The following is a 22,135-nucleotide window of genomic DNA, read 5'->3' as shown; positions in this document are numbered from 1 at the left end:
AATGAAGAACATGGTATTTGTTTGTTTCGGTAATTGACACCATTTATAAGATACATTATCAGAACCGAATTCAGCGGGTCCAGAACCCCTCGGGATCGAACTCACGGATCAGTTCCAACACCGTCTCTGAAGGGGGCTCAGTACGCCTCACTGGCTCACCAGTCACGTCCTCGCTAGTCTGGAGTTCCCAAGGGAAGTCTTCGAGGACGTCGTCCGGACTGGTGCCGGGGTGGAGCGACTCGAGGTACATGTCACCGCTGTCGTCGAACCCGAACGTGGCCTTCGTCGTGACTAGCGTTTCCGGGCCACCGCCCGCAACCGACTCGCGCTCACGCCAGTCGCCACCCGTACCATGGCCGGGGCTCGTGTTGTAGGTCACCTGCTCGACGAACCGACGCGGTTCGTGTGGCATCAGGATGACCGTCCGCTGGGAGAGACAGGCGATATCGCAGGCTCCTCCACTGCCTGGGAGACGAACCTGGGAGGTCCCAGCAGAGACACGGGTCGTATTGAGATTGCCATACCGGTCTATCTCCGCACCACCGAGAAAGCCCACATCGATATCACCGCGCTGGAGGCGAGACATGATATCGATCATGCTCGTCGTCGAGACAGCGTTGTCGAGGTTCGGCAGATCACACATCGTGTGGAGGAACCCGTCAGCCGGGTCGTCACGCACGACCCCGCTCTCGAACACAGAGAGCGCGTCCGAAGCATGTGTGCTCACTGCCACCTGGAACGCGATGAGTGGGAGTCGCATACCGACGAACGCAACGTCACCGTCCTCTATCTCGCGTGCGGCAGCGGCCACCATCAGCTCCCGAGCGGTGTATTCGTCACTGTCCATACTCCACCTCCGCGGCGACAGTCCGGTCAGAGAGTCCTAGCTCGCGGTCGATCTTTGCCATGTACGCAGTCCGGTCCGGCACGGAGTAGACCCACTCGTCCAGCCAGTCCATCGCACTCTCACGGTCCGCAGTCTGTTCGGCGTAGTCGACGTAATACTCGTTGTCCCGATTGTATCGACCTGCGAGCGGTGATGGGTGAGCCCCATTCGGGACTTCGGCGACGGCAGTCACTGACTCTCTGGTTATCGCGGTACGACTGGGGTCACTCTGTATCACGTCGGGATCAACGATCTCCTCTGCGACCACGAGCGTGTTCGTGGCGGCGTCGACGGCTTCGAACGTGACACCGGAGTTCCCCCAGAAGTGGGCGTCACCGTATGGCGACGCCCGCTGGACGTGTACGATGGCCCAGTCCGGCCGGATAGCCGGAACGAGGGCCAGGCGATCACCGGAATAGGGGTCTTCCGCCTCGCGGAACTGGTCACTCTCCGCGAAAATGTCGCTCCCGAGTAACGACCGCGTCGGGAGGTACGGGACGCCCATCGCTCCCGCTTTCAACGCCAGCGCGATACTGAAATTCGAGTGGTTCTCCACCGCTAGCTCGTCCTGCTCGACAGCACGACGGAAGTTGTAGCCGGTGCCGGCACTCACGTTTCCGACCCACGCGGCCCTGATCGTATCGACCAGGTCTGCCGCCACCAACTGGTCGAACAGGAGGTCGCTGATAGGGCCGACGAGCGTCAGCTCATCTGTCCCCTGCCGGATGAGTTCGTGTCCGGCAGCGAACGGAATCGCGTGTTCGAGCGCGAGTCCCATCGCGATGGAACTGCCCGGTTCGATTCGGTCGACTGCTGCAGAGAGGTCTCGCACCTTCGAACCTGCCATACGATGGCCAACTCCGCTCGCAAATATAAATTGCTGGGGTTAAGGTGTTACTTCTTTTATGTATGTTGCCATCGCGTCTCGGGCTGTTCGTAACAGCACCTTCGGGTGTGGGTTCGACCGGATGGTCTGGAAGATGCCGGCCAACCCTCGCGGTGCGAAGATGACGATGACGATGTAGACGATACCCAGGTAGATCTCCCAGTTACCGATGGCCGAGAGCGAATCCTCGAGGAACACGACGAGGAACGCGCCGGCGATTGCCCCCCAGAGCGTCCCCATACCGCCAAGCAGCGTCATCACGATCAGTTCGCCACTCGTCGTCCAATGCAGCATCGTCGTGGTGGCGGTACTGTTGAACGGCACCCAGAGCCCGCCAGCCAGCCCCGCCATCCCACCGCTGATCGTGAACGCGACTATCTTGTAGCGGTCGACATCGTACCCGATGAACGCGACGCGGTCCTCGTTCTCGCGGATGGCCTGCAAGACACGACCGAACGGGGAGTTCGCGAGGCGAGTGACCAGCGCCAACGTGCCCGCGAGCATGACGAGCGAGAGGTAGTAATACGACATGAGAGAGCCGGTATCGATCCCGAGTATAGTGAGCGAGGTGATACCGACCAGCCCGTTGTCACCGTTCGTCACCGCATCGAGACCCAACAGCATCGCGGGGATATCGTTGAACGCTATCGTGTAGAACAGCTGCGCGAACGCCAGGGTGAGCATCGCGAAGTAGATCCCGCGTGCGGTGACGCTCAGCCAGCCGATGATGGCTGCGACGACCGCCCCGACGACGACGGCGGCCGGCAGGACGAGCAGTGCGCTGGCCGTCACGTTCTGGATGAGCAACGCAGCAGTGTAGCCGCCAGCCCCGAACATGGCCGCGTGGCCGAACGAGAGCAGGCCAGCGTAGCCGAAGACGAAATCGAGACTGAGCGCGAACAACGCGAAGATGAACATGTGCGTCGCGAGGTCCATCCAGAACGGGTGGATCATCTGGGCCACCGGCGCGAACAGGATAGCGACGATTCCAGCCGTGAACAGGCCGAGGCGAACGCGACCGCTGAGGGCATCTGTCTGTGCGTGCGCGGAGAAGTGTCTGCCGACGATATCTCTGACACTCATCTCAGGTCGCCTCCGGGTTGCCGAACAGTCCAGCCGGTTTCACGAGCAACACCGCCGCCATCAATAGGTACAGGAGTGCGTCCGTGAACTGCGGGGCGAACGTCGGTCCGAACGCATTGAGCATCCCGACCACGAACGCACCGACGACGGCACCACGATAACTCCCGAGACCGCCGATGACGACGATAGCGAACGCCTGGATGATGATACTTGCTGCCATTCCTGGATCGACCGCACGGGAGGTGCCCAGCAACACGCCCGATAGACCAGCGAGTACCGATCCGAGGACGAACACGGCGGTGAATACTCGCTTGACGTCCGTGCCGAGAGCATTCACCATCTCTGAGTCGTGGGCACTCGCACGCATGACGATGCCGAAGTCACTCTGTCGAATCGCCACCCACAGCGCGGCTGTGACGGCGATACTGACACCGAGCAGGAACAGCCGGAACAGTGGGTACGAGAACAGGACCAGGTCCACAGAGCCATCGAGGAGCGCGGGGGTCGAGATATTCTGTACCTGTCCGCCCCAGATCTCCGTCACCATGCCGTGTAGCATGATCGCGAACCCGAACGTAAGCAGGATGTGGTAGAGCGGGTTCCGGCCGTAGAGCGGTCGTATCGAGAAGTACTCGATGAGCCCACCGAGCAGACCGACGAGTAACGGCGCGACCAGAAGGGCAGCCCACCAGTTGCCGGTCACCGAGACGATCGTGAGACCGAAGTACGCACCGAGCATGTACAGCGACCCGTGGGCGAAGTTGATGACGTCCATCATCCCGAATATCAGGGTCAATCCAACGGTCACCAGTACGAGTGTCATCCCCATCTCCACGCCCAACAGTGCTGTCTTCGCGAGTCCGTCCAGGACCATGTTACAGACTGCACCCCCAGGTCGGGCCTTCGACCTTCGACAGCGTCTCGACCACTTCGTTCTGGACGCCACCGTCGTCCCCTTCGACGACCTGGCGGACGTCCATGTCCATGATCGGATCGTGCGTCGAGGATTTGAACTTGAAGTACCCTCGGGGACTGTCGAGTTCCTTCCCAGCGAGCCCACTGACCATGCTGTCGACGTCGGTTCCGCCAGCCTCAGTGACGGCCATCTCTGCTGCCAGGCCGGAGTCGTACCCCTGACACGCGTACACGTTCGGGGTCGTATCGTACTGTTCGGAATACGCGTCCACGAACGCCTGGTTCCGGTCGGATTGCTTCGTCGGCGTGTAGTGCAGAACCGAGTACATACCGAGTGCTGCCTGTCCCTGTGCCGGAAGCGTGTCGGCCGACAGGAGGAACCCGCTACCTGTCTGGGTCATCTTCTCGTTGAGCCCGAAGGAACTGAACTGCTTGATGTAGTTCACGGCATCACTGCCAGCGAAGAACGAGAACACGGCGTCCGCACCGCTGTTCTCGATCTCCTGAAGGAACGACGAATAATCAGACGTCCCCAGTGGCGCACCGATCTCGTTGACGACGTTCCCGCCAGCTTCTTCGAACGCCTCCCGGAAGAGTGACTTCGACTGCTGACCGAACGTGTAGTTCGCGTACGAGAGTACGACGTTGTCCGTGACGTTCTCCGTGACGTAGGCGGCCAGCGGAGCGCTTGTCTGCCACGTATTGAACGAGGTCCGGAAGTGATACTTCGTGCAGTTGTCCTGGACGAGTTTGTAGTTCCCCGCGTTGGCGTTCAACCAGATCGCACTGCCAGCGCTTGCGATCTCGGGTTTCATCGCACCGGCGACAGCACTCGAAACCGGGCCGACGAGGAAGTCGACGTTCTCCGACTGCAGGAACTCCTGTGTGATGGACGCCCCGGTCGCCGGGTCTGCGCCAGTATCCTTGCGGACGTATTCGACCGGACGGCCGTCGATTTCACCGTCGAGTTGCTGGTCAAGACGGAGTTTCACCCCGTTCACGATACTCTCACCCAGGAACGAATACGTCCCGGAGAAGGGCAGCACGAACCCTATCTTGACCGTATCTGACTCGCCACTGCCTCCGCCGAGACAACCAGCAATGGACGTTCCCACGACTGCGCCACTTCCTGCGAGGAACTTGCGACGGCTACAGTGCCCGCTACGCTGCTCGGAAAGCATGCTCTCGAATGGCATAGGGAGACGAACGAATACTGCATAAATATATGTTATGGTTCCGTCAAGCTGTGAGAGAACAGTCGATCCAATCCTCTACACACAGAGATAGATTTTTATACTGTTACGGAACAGTTGTTGGTATGGCAACGCCTCACTTGGCGTTGGACAGCGTCTCGAAAGAGTTCGGCAAGATCCGAGCTGTCGACGACGTCACACTCGACATCCGGAAGGACGAGGTGACCGCCGTGATCGGCCCCAACGGGGCCGGCAAGACGACGCTGTTCAATCTGATCACCGGCCGATACGAGCTGACAGACGGACAGATCGAACTCCACGGGAACCGGATAGACGGACTCGAACCCCAGGAGATCGTACGACAGGGCCTCGCTCGCTCGTTCCAGATCACGAACTTCTTTCCAGATCTGACCGCGCTCGAAAACGTTCGACTTGCTGCCCAGGCACAGCAGACAGGACTGTCAGCCGGAGCGTTGCTTCGACACCACGGTGACGATCAGGGCCCGCGTGACGCGGCGACGGACGTACTGAAACGCCTCGACCTGTTCGATATCGCCCGGGAGCCAGCCAGTTCACTCGCCCATGGCCAGCAGCGCCACCTCGAGATCGGAATCGCACTGGCCTGTGATCCCGAGATCCTCGTGATGGACGAACCGACGGCAGGGATGAGTCCCGAAGAGACTGTCGAGACCCGTGAACTCGTCGAGGACCTTGCCGAGGACATCACCATCGTCATCGTCGAACACGACATGGACGTGGTCATGCGTGTCGCTGACCGGCTCGCCGTGATGGAAAACGGGTCGTTACTCACGGCAGGGCCACCGGACACCGTGAAAGAAGATCAACGTGTGCAGCAAGCCTACCTCGGCGGTGAGACCGCATGACAGTGCTCGAAGTGGATGGTATCGACACGTATTACGGTCCAAGTCACGTCCTCCACGACGTCTCGTTGGCGGTCAATCAGGGTGAGATAGTGGCCCTCATCGGTCGGAACGGGGCCGGCAAAACCACCACACTCCGATCGATCATGGGTGTCACACCACCGAAGGGCGGCGCAGTCCGTCTCCACGGGAACTCCGTGCAGGGCCTCCCGCCGAACCAGATCCGGCGTCGCGGAATCTCCTGGACGCCCGAGGACCGGCGTGTCTTCCCCGACCTGACTGTCGCAGAAAACCTCCAGATAGCGAACCGCGTCGAAGCCGACAGCGCCGACCAGAACGGGGGGACGACGTTCAGTATCGAGGATGTCTACGACAGTTTCGACCGTCTGGACGAGCGGCGAGGGCAGCGGGCGGGCACTATGAGCGGCGGCGAACAACAGATGCTGGCGATCGCAAGATCGCTCGTCGGTCCGCCTGTCGAGGTACTCGCACTCGACGAGCCATCCGAAGGGCTGGCCCCACAGATCGTCGACGACGTCCGCGAGATGATCGAACAGTTGAACGAGCGCGGGATGACGATCCTCCTCGTCGAACAGAACGCGCATCTCGCGCTGGAGATCGCGGATCGGGCGTACGTGCTGGAGACAGGCCATATCGAACTGACAGCCCCCGCCGACGAATTGCTGGACGATCAGGACGTGCTCGAAACGTATCTCGGGGTTCGATAGCCGTGCCGGTGGAACTGACTGATGGCGAGACTCGACGATACCACGAAACTGTCCGGGCAGACGTCGACACGGATACCGGCGTTGCGTGGCTCGTGATGGAAGCTGACGAGAACGATGTGAACGCCTTCACAGCGACGAGCGTGGATGCACTCACCGAAGCGGTGGCCGATCTTCGAGAGGATCTTCAGTGTCTGATCCTCTACGGCGAGAGTGACTTCTCTGTCGGAGCAGATCTCACCAACGTCCAGAACACGCCACAGGAACTCCGTCCCTCGAAGATAGACAACACTGCAGCAGCGTCGAACCGGTTCATCCGCGCACTGCGTTCGCTCGACGCGCCGGTCGTTGCTGCGATTGTCGGTGCTGCTGCTGGCGGTGGTCTCGGGTTCGCCCTCGCCTGTGACATGGTCGTCATGCACGAATCCGCGTCGCTCGATACAGCGTACGCACGCATCGGGCTCACTCCGGACAACGCCACACCCTTCTTCCTCACACGTGCCGTCGGGCCGTATCAAGCGCGAGATCTCCTCTTCGACCCGCGGCCCATTTCCGCGGACGAAGCAAAGAGTCTCGGTATCACAGACCGGATCGTCGCCGGTTCACAGGAGACGTTCCAGGCGGAGATAACCGACCTCGCGAACCGCCTCGCCGCTGGACCGACAGACGTGTACGGCAAGACCAAGACGTTGGTCGACAGCGCGTTCCAATCGCAACTCGACGACCATCTCGAACTCGAACGGGATCTGATCCGCACGGCGAGCGAATCCGAGATATTCGACGAGGGTCTCGACGCGTTCGCCGAAAAGCGCGACCCCGAGTGGGAGTGACCGGCTCAGCGGTCGCCCGACTATTCCCACCCGATGGGATTCGGCACAAGTTATACATCCGACACCGTGGTACATACTCACATGTCCGGGAGCTTTGAGAACGGTACGTCGGCCTGTACTGGATGGGACAACTCGTCGTGTGAGGGGACCGAATACTGCCCACCCCGCTGTCCACGCTTCGTCGACAAGGACGGGGTCCCACGAATCGCTCGCCGCTTCGATTCGTCTGATTTCGATGCCGTCGTCGACATGTACGACGATCTCGACAGCTTCAGTCGAACGCAGGGGATTCCGCCAGCCACCCGACCACAGATCGAGAACTGGGTCTCCTCGCTCGTCGAGAAGGGGCTAAATCTCGTGGTGAAGGAGGACGACAAGATCATCGGCCACGCCGCGGCCGTGCCGGCGTCTGCGACTGCTCCAGAGCTCGTCATCTTCCTCCATCAGTCGGTCAGGAACAACGGGATCGGGTCGGAGTTGCTCAAACATCTCATCGCACACGCCGACGACCAGAACCGCGACGGCCTGACGCTCAACGTCTCCCGTGGCAACAGCAGAGCGATCTCCGTCTACCAGAACATCGGATTCGACGAGATCGAGCGAAGCAAGACCGACATCGAGATGGAACTATCGATGGACGAGCCCATCGTCGAGCATGTCCAGTTGTTCCCGGCACAACGAGAGCAGTAGCATAGCCGTTCCGCCCACCCTCTCACCTCGAGCGTGGTGGGCACACCCACTCCGACACAGGGTTATAAGAGCCAGTAGAAAGAAACGTAGAGTATGTTTCGAGCGCTAGTCGCGTTAGACACAGCACTGCCACAGGCGAAGGCACAGGTCGCCGCGATCGAAGAGATGGTCGAGTCTGGACACGAGTTAGAGGCCTATCTCCTGCACGTCTTCGGCGACAATCCCGAAGGAGCGTCGGTCAGCCAGGTCGAAGCGGTTCGAGTGGTGAGAGAACCGCTTGAGGAACTCGGCGTCGACGTCGAACTACTGGAGACGAGTGGCGCTCCAGCGGACGAGATCCTCGTTCACGCTGCGGAGTACGACGTCGACCAGATCTGTGTCGGCGGGAGAAAGCGAAGTCCGACCGGAAAGGCGCTGTTCGGGAGCGTTACCCAGGAGGTCATCCTCGGGACCGACAGACCCGTGCTCGTCTGTGGTGGCGCAACTGAGGAGTGAGCGCATGACCGGCTACCAGTTGTAGCTGCGCGGTATTCTCGTGGGTTTCAGGAACACGTCCTCGGCCCGTGCCTCTCCAGATCGTTGTGTTCTGCACGTCCCTGCAGTGACCTGCCAGTCGAAACAATTGTTTTCGAAGTGCGAATACACAATCGTTTACAACCCCGGATCGAACCAGTCCCGCCATTTCTATAACACAGGTACACCTGTTATTGGTTCCTGTGGGCGGGATGCCACTCAGAAAGTGTATACAATATCGTATATTCGGCAACCCTCACCTCTCGACGGGGCGGGTACCATGGGGCGCGAATCGGTAACACAAAGTACCCGGAACGGCGAGAGTAGAGTCGATGGCGCAGACATCCGATATACCTGACTCTCACGAGACGAGTATGGAGGATCTTCCGACGAGTGCGAAATTGGTCTTCAAGACAATCGAGTACGAAGGACTCCTCACACAGAAGGAACTCGTCGAAAAGACGTCTCTCGCCGGCAGGACTGTCCGATCCGCGGTGAAGCAGCTCGAAGCGATGGGCGAAATCAAATCGCGTGTCAAGTACGGTGATGCGCGGCAGAAGGTGTACTCCGTCGACGAGAGCCCAGACCAGTAGATGATCGTGTGCAGAGCTGTTCACGTCGCTAATTCCCCTGTGTCTAGCATCTGTAAGGGGAGCACCTCACGCGGCGCGTAATCGACCGACTGCAAACTCGTGAGTAATCGTTCGCAGTACATCGACACAGGACTGGACCGTCCTGCTGACCGCTTTCGAGCGACGGCGTGGCGATGCTGACGCCCGCAAGATACCAGCAAACGCCGTACGGAAAGGCATGGCTTTTTGCTAACACTTCAGATGGGTAGATATGTCCCTCGACGAGGACGCACTCGACTACCACAGTCGAGACCCGCCGGGTAAGATAGAGATCGCGACGACAAAACCCACCAATACACAGCGGGATCTCTCGCTGGCGTACTCACCAGGCGTCGCCGCCCCGTGTGAAGAGATCGCTGCGAAACCTGGACAGGCCTACTCCTACACGGCGAAGGGGAATCTCGTCGGCGTCGTCTCCGATGGGTCGGCCGTCCTCGGACTGGGCGATATCGGCCCCGAGGCTGGGAAGCCGGTCATGGAGGGCAAGGGGGTCCTGTTCAAACGATTCGCCGACATCGACGTCTTCGATATCGAACTGGACACCGACAGCGCGGACGAGATGGTCCAGGCCGTCAGAACCATGGAACCGACGTTCGGTGGTATCAACCTCGAAGACATCGCCGCACCCGAATGTTTCGAGGTCGAGCAGCGTCTCAGTGACGAACTGGATATCCCCGTGTTCCACGACGACCAGCATGGCACCGCTATCATCTCCGGTGCCGCCCTGATCAATGCGGCGGAAATCACAGGAAAGAACCTCGAAGACCTCGATATCGTCTTCTCCGGGGCCGGAGCGAGTGCTATCGCGACCGCCCGATTCTATATCTCGCTGGGAGCCGACAAGGAGAACATCACGATGTGTGACTCTTCGGGAATCATCACCGAGGCGCGTGCCGACCACGAGGACCTGAATCAGTTCAAACGGGAGTTCGCTCGGGACGTCCCTGCGGGTGACCTCGCGGACGCGATGACCGGCGCCGACGTGTTCGTTGGCCTCTCTGTCGGTGGTATCGTCGACGAGTCGATGGTCCAGTCGATGGCGTCGGACCCGATCATCTTCGCGATGGCCAACCCCGACCCAGAGATCGACTACGAGTCGGCCAAACAGGCCAGAGACGACACTGTCATCATGGCCACGGGGCGTTCTGACTACCCCAATCAGGTCAACAACGTGCTGGGCTTCCCGTTCATCTTCCGGGGGGCACTGGACGTCCGGGCAACCGAGATCAACGAGGAGATGAAGGTCGCTACCGCACGAGCCCTCGCCGACCTTGCTCGTCAAGACGTCCCCGACGAAGTCGTCAAAGCCTACGGCGACCAGCCACTCCAGTTCGGGCCCGACTACATCATCCCGAAACCACTGGACCCGCGTGTTCTCTTCGAAGTGACGCCCACCGTCGCGCAGGCGGCGATGGACAGTGGTGCCGCTCGCAAAGAACTGGACGTAGACGTCTATGTCGAACAGCTCGAAGCCCGCCTCGGGAAGTCCCGAGAGATGATGCGTGTCGTCCTGAACAAAGCCAAGAGCGATCCCAAGCGGGTGATACTGGCAGAAGGTGACGACGAGAAGATGATCCGCGCTGCCTACCAACTCGTCGAACGGGGAATCGCCGAACCGATCCTGCTCGGGGATGCCGATCAGATCGAGGCGACCCGTCGGCGGTTCGGCCTGGAGTTCGATCCCGCGGTAGTCGATCCCCAGACGGCCGACGTCGAAGCGTATGCCGATCGTCTATACGAACTCCGCCAGCGCAAGGGCGTCACCCGCCGTGAGGCAACCGAACTCGTGCAGGACGGGAACTACCTCGGCAGCGTGATGGTCGAGATGGGCGACGCCGATGCGATGTTGACTGGGCTGACTCACCACTATCCGTCGGCACTCCGACCCCCGTTGCAGGTCATCGGCACCGCTGACGATGCCGACTACGCCGCCGGCGTCTACATGCTGACGTTCAAAAACCGGGTCATTTTCTGTGCGGACGCAACGGTCAATCAGGACCCGGATACGGACATCCTGGCTGAAGTCACACGTCACACAGCGTCACTGGCCCGCAGGTTCAACGTCGAACCGCGAGCGGCGATGCTGTCGTACTCGAACTTCGGCAGCGTCGACAACGAGGGCGCCCGGAAACCACGCGCCGCCGCCGAGAAACTACGGGCCGACGAGCGAGTGGATTTCCCGGTCGACGGGGAGATGCAAGCCGACACGGCAGTCGTCGAGGATATCCTCGACTCCACCTACGAGTTCTCCGAGCTCGACGAGCCAGCCAACGTTCTCGTCTTCCCGAACCTCGAAGCGGGCAACATCGGGTACAAGCTCCTCCAGCGACTCGGCGGCGCAGAAGCCATCGGGCCGATGCTGGTCGGGATGGACAAACCGGTTCACGTCCTCCAGCGCGGCGACGAAGTCAAGGACATCGTCAACCTCGCCGGCGTCGCTGTGGTCGACGCTCAACAGTCCTGAGTGGATATGATGTCATATCGTACATATTAGAGCTCTCTAACATCCAGATGTGGGATAAGTGGGAGTGAAAATAGATATTCGGCTATAATTTATTCATTATACTCTCCTAATCCCTTATTTGTGTTCAAATATACTCAGAATAGACTCAGATATACATTCGATAACTTTGAGTTTGTCCGTTCGAACTATCATTCGTGGTCGACATCACCAATTGGCTCGCTCAGCCAGCACCTCGGAGCACTCAAGAGACTCCTGCGTCTACAGCCGAGTAAATGGCACAGGATCTCTTTACAGTCTTGTTCGGTGATCCGTTCGCGGTGATGAACACGATCGGATTGGTCGCATTTGCCTTCGTCGGCTCTTCGAAGGCGATCCGTGAGGAGTTCGATCTGCTCGGTGTGACGATCGTCGGATTAGCGATGGCATTTGCCGGTGGGGCGACACGAGATCTGTTGGTGACACGGATCCCATTGGCCCTGCAGTCGCCGATCGAGATCAGCGTGGGACTGCTGGGTGTCGGGCTAGCGATCGCACTTGGCATCGTCCTCACAGCCCCTGAGACCCATCCACTCACGCTCGTCGCGGACGCGATCGGGCTCGCGGCCTTCACGACGACCGGTGCGATTGTCGCGACTGAGGCGGGCGTGTCTGTCTTCGGCATCGTGGCTGTCGGGACGATCAACGCTGTCGGCGGGGGTGCGTTTGCGGATATCCTGCTCGACCGATCGCCATTCATCCTCTTCGAGGATTTCTACGCCAGCTGTGCCGTCCTGGGAGGAAGCGCGTACTGGATCGTCGGAACGATCGGAGCCGTTGGGAGTACGGCTGCAGTGGTGTGTGCGGGAGTGACCGTCGTGACTCGTCTGGTTGCGGTCAGGTACGACTGGAAGCTCCCGACGGTGCAGAACATCAGATGACGAATTGTTCGCCGTGAGAAGATCCTCGCTTGGTGACGGTTTCAACAGTCCTGGTGTATACAGGGCGCGTATCTCACAAAGAGGTCATTCTCGTTTAGGGGTGGACAAGAACGCAATTGACCATTGAATAGGTGACGCGCCCACTCGATGGCCTACTGGAAGCGGAATCCGTGCCGTCTTTGCAGTGGATATCCCACCAGTGCGCTGCTTTCAGCACGACAAGTGGATTGGTCGGTGGCTCCGGACTCGCCAACGCACTGGTCATCGACTGGATCCCTTCGAGAACGTCGCTTGTATGGACATCGCCGGACTGCGTGTTCGCGATATCGACGGGAATCTCGTCGATCGAGACATCTCTCGGTGACGATTATCGACTGACGGAAATTACCTTATTCGAAGCCTTTCACTGAATCCCTTCACCCTCTCAGGGGCATGAAAAACAACCCACAGGCGATATTCCGGTGTCTCAGCGGCCGATAGTGCCCTGGCGCGTAATTGGCCCGTCAGGCTTGATGCTAAATGCGACGATGGTGGCGTCCTCGATGGCAGTGACGGTCACGTCGTCGCCGCCGGTCACGAGTGCGCTCTCGGTGTACCCGACCGGCTCGTCACCGACCTCGACGGCCCCATCAAACACGTACAAGTAGGTGTGCCAGCCCAATCGCGACGGGAGCGTGGTCGTGGCCCCGGCGGCGAGGCGGCAGTCGTAGAAGTCGACGTCGTTCCGAACGTACAACGGGGCCTCGGTGCTTTCGGGTCCGAATAGGTGGCGCCATTCGCCGGCGACCGAATCGGGAATCGGCTGGTGTTGAATACCGGGTTCGAGGTCGAGGCTGTGCGGGCGGACGAATATCTGGAGCATCCGCAGCGGCGGGTCGTCCGGGAGCGTCTCCTCTGAATGCCAAAAGCCGCTGCCAGCGTTCATCACCATCAGATGGTCGGAATCAGTGACCAATTGGTTGCTCTGACGGTCGTCGTGACGCATCACGCCATCGGGGACCCACGAGATGATCTCTTCGTTGCGGTGCTGGTGCATCCGGATTAGGGTTCCGGGGTCCATGAACGACTCCACGACGGTCGCTAATGGCCCGTATCCGTGGTCGTCGTGGTCGGGGACGGCGCGGCCGGGGAAGTTGAAGTGGATCCGAAACTTGCCCTGGTTCTGCGAGACGTCTGTTCGCGGCGCCGTGTAGATGTGAGATTGGGTCTGTGCGGAAGGCGACTCGTCCATTGCTCTGTTGTAATCGCTCACCCGCTAAATGGGTTCTGCGCTCCGGTTTCTGGCTTCACGGTGAATCGACCAAGACCGTCGCTTTCAGTGTCTGTATCTCTCGTCCTGACCGCCGCCGGTAGTGGAACGATGGCTGTGTTCGTTCGAAATACGTGCCGTCGATCGCTGCGTGGCCAGAGGTAGGCAGTTGCTGCGCGCTTCGGCGCAGCAACTGCCGCCACACCCACATTTCGAACCGATCGAAAGACTTGCAAAGCGTAGACGGGTCAGGTAAATCACCGGACTCAAGCTCTAATACGGCTCAAATCTCGCTCATCAAGCCAATCCGGTCTATGATCTCTCTGTAGCTGTACTCATCCTCGATACGGATACAGTGCAGGACAACGTGCTTCCAGCGGGCGAACCCGCCGCTGACGGGCTCGCCCGCTCGCTTCCCCAACGCTTCTTTGGCTAGCCGCTTACACTCCTGAACGAAGTCGAGGGGTTTGACTTCCATAGAGCAGAATCAAATCCCTCGGCTTCATCCTTCTAAACCGGTGAAAACAAACGGATTAGTTGCTCTTCAACAGAGCAGACTATACCACTGCCGAGCCCCCCGCGGCTAGCCTGCCAGTCAAGACGAAAAATAACATCACCCGAACGGGGACGAACAGTCGCGTGACAAATTTAGAGAATTCTTATCAAAACCATCCCCGAGGAATCCAATCGGGCCATGGGCGCCTCTGGCACAACGGTTGCGGCGTCCTGGCTGACTGGGGTACACACCACGATCGACGATGGCACACGACGACACATTACACACTGGCAGACAGTATAACCGGCGACAGATACTTCGACTCGCAGGACTGGCAGGTGCAGGCTCTGTCCTGACAACCATGAGCGGGACTGCCCGAGCGGGCCCGTACCCACCAGCTGTTCCCGGCGGGACACACCCTTCGACACTGGATCACAACGGCGTTCCAACAGCGGCACAGCCTGACGCCGATATGGACATCACGCCGTTCGCTGATAACGGCGCCTGGCATGGGTATGCGCTCCCAAGCGAGGACGACACGGACCGGCTCGGATCGTTCACGGGCCCACTGTATATCGCCCAAGAGTACGCGTGGTTCCTCAGCGAAGGATTCACGCAACTCTCTCTGGTCGACAAGCAGACGGAGAAAGAGGTTCCATTAGCCGACGCAGAAGCGGATATCGAATCATATCCTGGTCTTCTCGAGCAAGAGTTCACACTCGAAGAACTGACTGTTCGACTTCGCCTCCGGTTCGTGACCGATCGCTCGGCGCTGGTAACAGCAACGATCGAGAACACTGACGACACTCCCCGGCAGCTGACGGCAAAGTGGAGCGGGTCACTTCTACCGAATCAGTTCGATGCCCCGTCGCTTACAACAGGACAGAATGGGGTCCGGGTGACTTTCGACCGCGTCCGGGAGACGTGGTCGTACATGACCAGCGGGGAAGAGCGGTTCGAGGTTACCCACGATGCACCGGTGACGACAACTATCTCCGAGGACAGTTACACGACGACCCGGCAACCTCCCATCACGCTCTCTCCCGGCGATTCGGAGCAGCTCGCTTGGACGGAGTCGTATACGCTGACCAGCGAAGAGGCGGATTCAGAGGTCGATAAAACCAAACAAATCCGCACACACCCTGACGAGTATATCGGCAGTGTTGAACAACGCTGGGAGCGGTACCTCGATTCGGTAAGCAACAATACGGTAGACACCTACGAGGAAGTAGGTATCAAAGCAGTCGAGACTCTCATCGGAAACTGGCGGAGCCCGGCTGGAGCCATCGAATCTGATGGGATGACCCCGTCGATCTCGTATAAGTGGTTCGCCGGCGGGTTCTGGGCCTGGGATACATGGAAGCAAGCCGTCGGGACGGCCCGCTTCGATCCTGCGCTAGCGGAACAACTCATGTGGTCGATGTTCGACCACCAAGTGACCGAAGAATCCGAGACGCGTCCACAGGACGCGGGGATGATTCAGGATCTTATCGCGTACAATACGCCCGATAACGGTGGAGGAAACTGGAACGAACGGAACTCGAAACCACCGCTTGCGGCCTGGGCTGCTTGGAAGATATACCAACAGAACGAGAATGTTGACTTCCTCGAAGCGCTGTATCCAAAGTTGGTAGAGTACCACAACTGGTGGTATCGCACCCGAGACCATGACGGAAACGGGATCGCAGAGTACGGCGCAACCGTCCATCCATCGAATGACTCAGAGGAAGCAATCGTCACTGCTGCCGCCTGGGAGAGTGGAATGGACAATGCGCCACGATTCGATGATGCGTCAGTGCTTGAAAACCGAGACAACGGCGAGCTCGTGGGGTATTCGCTTGATCAAGAATCCGTCGACCTCAACTCGTATCTCTACGCTGAGAAGCAGTATCTCGCAGAAATCGCTGACACGATCGGTAAATCTGCGAGAGCAGATATGTATCGACGCGCGGCCGATGACATTCGGGAGTACATCCAGACACACATGTTCCACGAAGATACGGGCTTCTTCTACGATATCACGACCGACAAAACGCCACTGATCGAAGCACGTGGTGTCGGCCGCGCGATCGAGGGAGCCATTCCGCTCTGGGCAGGTGTTGCCACTGACGAGCAAGCGGAGGCAGTCGTCGACGTGCTGACCGACGAGTCCGAGTTCAACACGTATCTCCCCTTCCCGACAGTAGCACGGTCAGCGCCCGAATTCCATCCGCAGTCCTACTGGCGAGGGAACGTTTGGCTCGATCAAGCAAAGTTCGCTATCGAGGGGCTCAACCGATATGGCTACAGCCAGGTCGCAACAGAGCTTACGAAAAAGCTGTTCCATCACGGTGAGGGCATCCTCGGGGATCGACCGATCCACGAGAATTACAACCCGCTGACCGGTGAACGGCTGAACTCACCGAATTTCAGTTGGTCTGCGGCCTCGTTACTGACCCTGTCACAGGACTTCCTGTAACAGGCTCCAGGTTCGGGATTCGACACAAGACGTATCGCATCGGATAACCGATTTCTTCACACGGCAGTCGCCACAGCCCAAGTTATGGATATTGACGAATCTGACATCATCGACACGCTCTCTCGAATCGGCCTGACAGAAAAGGAGATCCAGGTGTATATTGAAGTCGTTGCTGCTGGTGCCACAAATGCAACCGAACTCGCATCGAGAACGGATGTGTCACAGCGGTACATCTACCGACTCGCAGATAATCTCGACCAGCTCGGGTTGATCGAAGTTGACGATCATACGTCGCCGAAACGAATCCGTGCACGGCCGCCAGGAGATCAGCTTGATGATCTCGTCGCAGATATCGAATCCGCGCGAGATTCATTAGACGACCTGTACACAACGACGGAGCCTGCTGGCGAGAACCTGGAAATTCTTCGCTCACGGGAGGCGACCGTCAGCCGAGTAGAGCAAATCATCCGAGACGCAGAGACAGAATTGATTGCAGCCCTACCAGTTGAGATTATCCGTCAACTCAAAGACACGCTTTCAGAGACGTACTACGATTGTACGTTCGTCGCACTACTGATTTCCGGTGATCCGTCAGAGGTGTATGATCTCGATTATGCTGGCTTCGCACAGGCGGTTCGGTTCTGTGAGTATCAAATGCCAGCGTTTCTCATTGCCGATCGCCAACAGGGAGTCAGTACGACACCGGACTTGTTTGGCTGGGAGCGGAGTGAGGATCGAGCTGTCGTATTCAACAACCGAGATATTGGAAACGTCTACGCAAGCTCCTTCTTCGGGAACTACTGGACGTTAGGCAAAGAGATTGCGTTGGCATGGCGCTCTCGGCTTCCAGAACAGTATGATAGTTTTCTGCGAGCGGTATACGATGGAACTATCCTCTATCGGTCGGGTGAGCCACACTGGATTACAGCGGAAGTCGTGCGGCGAAGTGATGGCCGAAAAGGGACACTCAGCGGCTGTCTATCCGGTGTCGAACAGCACCTGATCGAACCGCACAATGGTGAGACTGGAATCGAGAATCATCTCCTACTCGAAAGTGAGGATGAGACCTATCGACTCGGAAGTCCTACAGCATACCTAACAGAGTATCGTACCCACCAACTTCGGTTCGAACAACTAGAACAGACAAATTTGTGGGAAGAATAGCAATCCGTTGCCTTCGGGAGCGTTGGACTTGCTCAGAATAGACTGTCCGTTATCAGCCCACACCAGCTCGTAGGCCATCGACTATGCCTCTTTGTCGACACCCAGATCCCGAACCATTCAGTGACTACACCAGTAGTCCCGGAGGCAGTCAGCATGGACCTGCTCGTGATCTGTGACCTCGATGTCGATCTCACAGGGACAGATCAGGGGCTGTCCGCCGCAGGCGGGACACTCCTCGTAGTCACAGAGGTGATGATAGTACTCGCCTTGCTCGACGCCACAGGCGGGACAGGAGCGGCTGTTCCAGGTCTCGGGGTCGGTCGTCGCGACGAAGCGCTCGAGTTCCTGGCGGACGTCGGCTTTCGAGAGACGGCCCCGGCCCCCGCTGAGGACCTCCGTTTCGAGTGTGGTGACCTGCTCCTCGTAGGTTCGGAACTGTGCTTCCTCGCCCCACGGAATTGGATCGTAGGTCGCTCCGTCGATCTGGTAGCGCTTTCCGACGCACGCCGTCGACGGATACGGACGCTCGCAGTCTGGACAGACCATCTTACCGCCCTCCCCGCTGCTGGCCCTCGAAGACCTCGCCGGTTGCCTGTGCCTCCTGGTGTTCGGCGTCGATGTCGACGTCGTCGGTGGTGTGTTCTGGCGACTGTTCGTCGACGGCTTGGTGCTCAGTGCTCATATCGGGAAACCCCTCACCCTCCGGGGGTGCAGAAAACCGCGGCTAGCGTTCGGTTTTCTGCAACTGCTCGTGGGCGTCGGGATTGACCACGGGGACGACGCCGTCAACATCCTTGTCGTAGTCCTCCTGGGTCAGCTCGAAGATATCGTCCGCCAGCGCGACCGCCTCGTCGCGCTTGTTCGGATTGGTCTCGTGGACAGGGAAGTCAGCAGGACCGACGTCCTTGACGACGAGGATGAGTCGATCGTCAGTCATCGCGATCGACCTCCTCGACAACCAGGACGGGATCGTCACTGCCGAGCAGTTCGGTGCTGAGGAACTCGGATGTCTCGAGCGTTTCGGCAACGAGCTGGCGGAACTCCGCGTCGACGTCGCCGAACTCGACGATGACTGCGCCGGCGTCGATCACGGCTTCGGGATACCCCGTCCCACCCACACTCACGTGAATCGCCTCGGGGTCAAGCTCCGGGGCATTCTCCTATACCGCCTGTAAAGCCCGAAGGGAGTGAGATACCGACGACACCTCTTGAAGCCACACGCCTGGTCGCGACGAGCAATTGCCCATCGTCAATTTGCTGTGTTGGATCGCGTTCGATGTCGGCTCAGGTGGTACGCGACACCCCACGCAAACGCGACTCCCATAATTGCGAATAACTCACCTGACAGCTCCTCCGGCAGCTGAATGCCTGTCGTCAGGGTTATCGACTTCGCGAGGAAGATTCCGGCCGTCTCCGACGCTCTCCGAAGCCCTGGCAGGTGTATCTCGATATACGACCGCAGCACGGTAGCCAGGACTAGTGCTGCAAGCGCTGCCATGGCGTGTGATATTCCTGATTTTATCGGCATGCTCGTCCTCGTTCGTCGTATGTTGGGACTGTCGGTGTGCCGTGAGTGGTCGTCGCACGTAGCCGACATCGGGTGGGCCCTAAAGACAGGCACCCACCCACGAGCGTCGCACTACTATTTGTCTCATTCCCAGTTGCAGTGGCAGTACCGTTTGCGCTCCCGTTCTCACCCAGGGGCAGTGATGGCGAAGGTACCGACGGGAGATCTGGCAGGGTCGGAACGGGCACATTCGAAGAGAGGTCTGGAAGCAACACGACACCACCCACGGCGACTATCTTGATACAGCGAGAGAATCCCGCCCTTCCCGCGAAGGACGAGTGTTCCGACGCTCTGTCGGAACCGAGGACTGAGCAGGGCGGGAGTGAATCGCGTAACCTCCGTGCCACAATCTCCGTGACTGTTGCCTGACTGAATACCCAACGTAAGTATTTAGTAGGACAGAAACGTACAAATCCTTGTGCGAACAGAGATAGATATGGAGCGCGGTGGCGACCTACACGAGCGAGTCAAAGAGTACGCTCGTGAGAATGGTATCCGCCATCCGCGTGCCTACCGCGAGCTAATTGAACAAGGGTTGGAGACGGATGGAAACGGCGACTAAGACACTCGAAGCGACCCTCGCGCCGCCGACAACACACAAGGAGCGGAAACTGTGTGACCTGCTCGAAACCTACCGTGAGGGGCTTCACGAGGCGTTCGACGCTGGGTGTGACACGATGAGCGCAACCAGCGACGTGGTGACGCCCTACGACCTCCCGTATCAGGCGAAAGCGGCCCTGTGCAACTACATCCCACAACTGCACGACACCTACAACGCACAAGAATTAGACGACGACCATCCAGTTCGCCTCACCAACCAAGCCGCCGAGTTTGACCACTCTCCGGCACGAGACTACGAGTTCACGTGGTGGGCACCCCAACCCGGTCGTGGAACGAATTTCTGGATACCGCTTCGCATCAACCCCGAACAAGAGGGTCTGTGGCACGCCCTCGTAGACGGGGACGCTTCGGCAGGCCAACTCCGTCTGCAACGGAATCGTACATCGTGGACGTTACACGTCACTGTCGAGTTTCCGGTCGAAGAACCCGACTACACGACAGACGGCGACGACGTGACACACATCGGTCTGGACATTGGTGAAACCGCCCTGATAACGGGCTGTGCCCTCAAGGACGGTTCACCAACTGGCCCGTTTGTGTGTGGCGGAAGCCGTGCAAAGCATCTCCGCAAAGAGATGCACACCACACTGAAACGCCTCCAAGAGCGTGACGCCGCCGAGTGGCGGATGGACGAGCGATTCGACCACTACCAGAACGCACTCACCGATATTGTCGAGAAGGCGTCTCGGCAGGCCGTGGAGTACGCCCGGCAATTCGAGAAGCCGGTTCTGGTGATGGAGAATCTGACGTACATCCGCGAAGAATTGGACTACGGCGCGTATATGAACCGACGACTCCATGCGTGGGCATTCGCTCGGTTACAGAACCGCGTTGAGGACAAAGCGCGAGAAGCTGGTATCTCGGTCAAGTACGTCCGACCGGAGTACACCAGCCAGACGTGCCACGAGTGCGGCCACATCGGAAACAGAGCCGCCCAAGCTACGTTCCGGTGTACAAACGACGAGTGCCACATCACGACGTTTCAGGGCGATATAAACGGCGCAATCAACGTTGCACAACGGGCTGACCCGTGGGGAGAGAGCGTGCCGCTGAAACCGGCAGGCAATGACTCGCCTCGGGATGGGAGTGCCTGTGACAGCACCACGATCCACCGTGAGACGAGCGAGAAACACTCGTAAATGACCCTCTCGGCCTTCCACGGGTCGGAACCCTCTGCCAGCGACAGCCGCACTTAGCTGGTATTCCCCATGCGTGGGAAGCCGCGCCGTTCACGGCGCGGAGGATGTCACTTAGTCGCTGACGAAGTTACAATTCTCGTCAACGTGTGAGTGGAGTTCAGCGTGCTTTCCGTTGTCGTTCTTCTCATAGCGCCATGCATGCAGGCCGTAAAGCCCAAGCTCTGGGATGAAGTGAGCGTGATGTCCGAAGAGGCTGAATTCTTCGGTCGACAGATATTCCACTCCGAGATAGATGAGATCGTCCCCGTCTTTGGCATAGACGAGTGCCTCCGGTTGGCTCACCTTCACCTCGGTATCGATAAGGTCAAAGTTGATGTAATGTATACCCATCCCTGGCACACACGGCGTGGGAGCGTATCCTTCCTCGACAGCTCTGCGAACGTCGTGGTATTTTCCAAGGCCCTCCGGGTTGGCTGTGGCCGATCCCGTCATTCCTGTTGAGAGGATGGCCCCTGCACCGATGGCTTTCAGCACTGTTCGTCTGGTCTGATGGGTTGGTGGCATCTGCGGTCCTCCTTTGACGCTCTCCCACCCATCTCACCGGTCGCTGTTCCGGCGCAAAGAACGTCATATTTGAATTGTACACGCTCAATGTTAACAGTTACCAATGCGGTGTAAGTAGTCAATGATAAACTCACTCGCTGTATCTCGCAGACCGATATTAGCAGACGTACGATAGTTTACCAAGTTTTTCTGCATCGACAGCGCGAGTCGGTCATCAGAAAATGGTTACAATATTGGTTGGATGGTTCGAAACAGAGCTCAG

Annotated in this window: 22 protein-coding genes and 2 pseudogenes; 11 read left to right on the top strand and 13 right to left on the bottom strand. The window is 58.8% G+C overall.

Features of this window, described 5'->3' with window-relative positions; translation table 11 throughout:
* Window positions 1–70: 70 nt before the first annotated feature.
* From Hhyl2_RS19415 to Hhyl2_RS19395, 5 genes are read right to left on the bottom strand one after another with little or no spacing between them, the layout of a single operon-like run.
* The gene (locus tag Hhyl2_RS19415) at window positions 71–847 is read right to left on the bottom strand and encodes a CoA-transferase subunit beta (protein ID WP_483552455.1); all 777 of its coding nucleotides are present in this window, start codon (window positions 845–847) and stop codon (window positions 71–73) included.
* Window positions 837–1,733, bottom strand: coding sequence for a CoA transferase subunit A (locus Hhyl2_RS19410; protein ID WP_483552454.1), 897 nt, complete (start codon window positions 1,731–1,733; stop codon window positions 837–839). The genes Hhyl2_RS19415 and Hhyl2_RS19410 overlap by 11 nt, the downstream gene beginning before the upstream one ends.
* 39 nt (window positions 1,734–1,772) lie before the next feature.
* Window positions 1,773–2,855 (bottom strand): branched-chain amino acid ABC transporter permease, encoded by a 1,083-nt coding sequence (locus tag Hhyl2_RS19405; protein WP_483552453.1) that lies wholly within the window; start codon window positions 2,853–2,855, stop codon window positions 1,773–1,775.
* Between the two features lies 1 nt (window position 2,856).
* On the bottom strand, window positions 2,857–3,729 hold the full coding sequence (locus Hhyl2_RS19400) for a branched-chain amino acid ABC transporter permease (protein ID WP_483552452.1): 873 nt from the start codon (window positions 3,727–3,729) through the stop codon (window positions 2,857–2,859).
* Between the two features lies 1 nt (window position 3,730).
* Window positions 3,731–4,966, bottom strand: a complete 1,236-nt coding sequence (locus Hhyl2_RS19395) for an ABC transporter substrate-binding protein (protein ID WP_483552451.1) — start codon at window positions 4,964–4,966, stop codon at window positions 3,731–3,733.
* Window positions 4,967–5,088: 122 nt separating this feature from the next.
* Between Hhyl2_RS19395 and Hhyl2_RS19390 the strand changes: the two genes are divergently transcribed.
* The 8 genes from Hhyl2_RS19390 to Hhyl2_RS19355 all read left to right on the top strand — a co-directional run bounded on the left by Hhyl2_RS19390 (window position 5,089) and on the right by Hhyl2_RS19355 (window position 12,615).
* Window positions 5,089–5,847: an ABC transporter ATP-binding protein gene (locus Hhyl2_RS19390; protein WP_483552450.1), complete on the top strand. Its 759-nt coding sequence runs from the start codon at window positions 5,089–5,091 to the stop codon at window positions 5,845–5,847.
* Window positions 5,844–6,572: an ABC transporter ATP-binding protein gene (locus Hhyl2_RS19385; RefSeq protein ID WP_483552449.1), complete on the top strand. Its 729-nt coding sequence runs from the start codon at window positions 5,844–5,846 to the stop codon at window positions 6,570–6,572. The genes Hhyl2_RS19390 and Hhyl2_RS19385 overlap by 4 nt, the downstream gene beginning before the upstream one ends.
* A 95-nt stretch (window positions 6,573–6,667) precedes the next feature.
* Window positions 6,668–7,399: an enoyl-CoA hydratase/isomerase family protein gene (locus Hhyl2_RS19380; RefSeq protein WP_483552448.1), complete on the top strand. Its 732-nt coding sequence runs from the start codon at window positions 6,668–6,670 to the stop codon at window positions 7,397–7,399.
* A gap of 81 nt (window positions 7,400–7,480) precedes the next feature.
* Window positions 7,481–8,089, top strand: a complete 609-nt coding sequence (locus tag Hhyl2_RS19375; RefSeq protein ID WP_483552447.1) for a GNAT family N-acetyltransferase — start codon at window positions 7,481–7,483, stop codon at window positions 8,087–8,089.
* A 93-nt stretch (window positions 8,090–8,182) separates the two neighbouring features.
* Entirely contained in the window at window positions 8,183–8,584 is a 402-nt protein-coding gene (locus Hhyl2_RS19370; RefSeq protein WP_483552446.1) for a universal stress protein, read from the top strand.
* Window positions 8,585–8,934: 350 nt separating this feature from the next.
* A complete protein-coding gene (locus tag Hhyl2_RS19365; protein WP_483552445.1) occupies window positions 8,935–9,195 on the top strand; it encodes a winged helix-turn-helix transcriptional regulator in 261 nt (86 codons plus the stop codon).
* Between the two features lie 250 nt (window positions 9,196–9,445).
* Entirely contained in the window at window positions 9,446–11,698 is a 2,253-nt protein-coding gene (locus tag Hhyl2_RS19360) for an NADP-dependent malic enzyme (RefSeq protein WP_483552444.1), read from the top strand.
* Between the two features lie 272 nt (window positions 11,699–11,970).
* Window positions 11,971–12,615, top strand: a complete 645-nt coding sequence (locus Hhyl2_RS19355) for a trimeric intracellular cation channel family protein (protein WP_483552443.1) — start codon at window positions 11,971–11,973, stop codon at window positions 12,613–12,615.
* Window positions 12,616–12,743: 128 nt separating this feature from the next.
* Here the strand turns inward: Hhyl2_RS19355 and Hhyl2_RS19350 are convergent.
* From Hhyl2_RS19350 to Hhyl2_RS19340, 3 genes and pseudogenes are all read right to left on the bottom strand, one after another.
* Window positions 12,744–12,961, bottom strand: a pseudogene (locus Hhyl2_RS19350) (DUF8013 domain-containing protein); the annotation flags it as partial.
* 120 nt (window positions 12,962–13,081) lie between these two features.
* Window positions 13,082–13,846, bottom strand: a complete 765-nt coding sequence (locus Hhyl2_RS19345; RefSeq protein WP_483552442.1) for a pirin family protein — start codon at window positions 13,844–13,846, stop codon at window positions 13,082–13,084.
* Window positions 13,847–13,910: 64 nt separating this feature from the next.
* Window positions 13,911–14,342, bottom strand: a pseudogene (locus tag Hhyl2_RS19340) (transposase); the annotation flags it as partial.
* A gap of 280 nt (window positions 14,343–14,622) precedes the next feature.
* Between Hhyl2_RS19340 and Hhyl2_RS19335 the strand changes: the two are divergent.
* Complete coding sequence (locus tag Hhyl2_RS19335) at window positions 14,623–16,818, top strand: MGH1-like glycoside hydrolase domain-containing protein (RefSeq protein ID WP_483552441.1); 2,196 nt, start codon at window positions 14,623–14,625, stop codon at window positions 16,816–16,818.
* 84 nt (window positions 16,819–16,902) lie between these two features.
* A complete protein-coding gene (locus Hhyl2_RS19330; protein ID WP_483552440.1) occupies window positions 16,903–17,982 on the top strand; it encodes a TrmB family transcriptional regulator in 1,080 nt (359 codons plus the stop codon).
* Window positions 17,983–18,099: 117 nt separating this feature from the next.
* Here the strand turns inward: Hhyl2_RS19330 and Hhyl2_RS19325 are convergent, their stop codons facing one another.
* The 4 genes from Hhyl2_RS19325 to Hhyl2_RS19310 are packed head-to-tail and all read right to left on the bottom strand — an operon-like array spanning window position 18,100 to window position 19,106.
* Window positions 18,100–18,528: a hypothetical protein gene (locus tag Hhyl2_RS19325; protein ID WP_483552439.1), complete on the bottom strand. Its 429-nt coding sequence runs from the start codon at window positions 18,526–18,528 to the stop codon at window positions 18,100–18,102.
* A gap of 1 nt (window position 18,529) precedes the next feature.
* Window positions 18,530–18,664, bottom strand: coding sequence for a hypothetical protein (locus Hhyl2_RS19320; protein ID WP_483552438.1), 135 nt, complete (start codon window positions 18,662–18,664; stop codon window positions 18,530–18,532).
* A 42-nt stretch (window positions 18,665–18,706) separates the two neighbouring features.
* Complete coding sequence (locus tag Hhyl2_RS19315) at window positions 18,707–18,919, bottom strand: hypothetical protein (protein ID WP_483552437.1); 213 nt, start codon at window positions 18,917–18,919, stop codon at window positions 18,707–18,709.
* The gene (locus Hhyl2_RS19310; RefSeq protein ID WP_483552436.1) at window positions 18,912–19,106 is read right to left on the bottom strand and encodes a hypothetical protein; all 195 of its coding nucleotides are present in this window, start codon (window positions 19,104–19,106) and stop codon (window positions 18,912–18,914) included. Before Hhyl2_RS19310 ends, Hhyl2_RS19315 begins: the two co-directional genes overlap by 8 nt.
* Window positions 19,107–20,094: 988 nt before the next feature.
* Between Hhyl2_RS19310 and Hhyl2_RS19305 the strand changes: the two genes are divergently transcribed.
* Window positions 20,095–21,309, top strand: a complete 1,215-nt coding sequence (locus Hhyl2_RS19305; RefSeq protein ID WP_483552435.1) for an RNA-guided endonuclease TnpB family protein — start codon at window positions 20,095–20,097, stop codon at window positions 21,307–21,309.
* 111 nt (window positions 21,310–21,420) lie between these two features.
* On the opposite strand, the gene Hhyl2_RS19300 is transcribed toward Hhyl2_RS19305, so the two are convergent.
* Window positions 21,421–21,873: a hypothetical protein gene (locus Hhyl2_RS19300; protein ID WP_483552434.1), complete on the bottom strand. Its 453-nt coding sequence runs from the start codon at window positions 21,871–21,873 to the stop codon at window positions 21,421–21,423.
* Window positions 21,874–22,135 lie beyond the last annotated feature (262 nt).

Source organism: Haloarcula sp. H-hyl2 (assembly GCF_056934385.1).
Note: the sequence above shows the minus strand (reverse complement) of the source record. Positions and strands in the feature narration are given on the sequence as shown.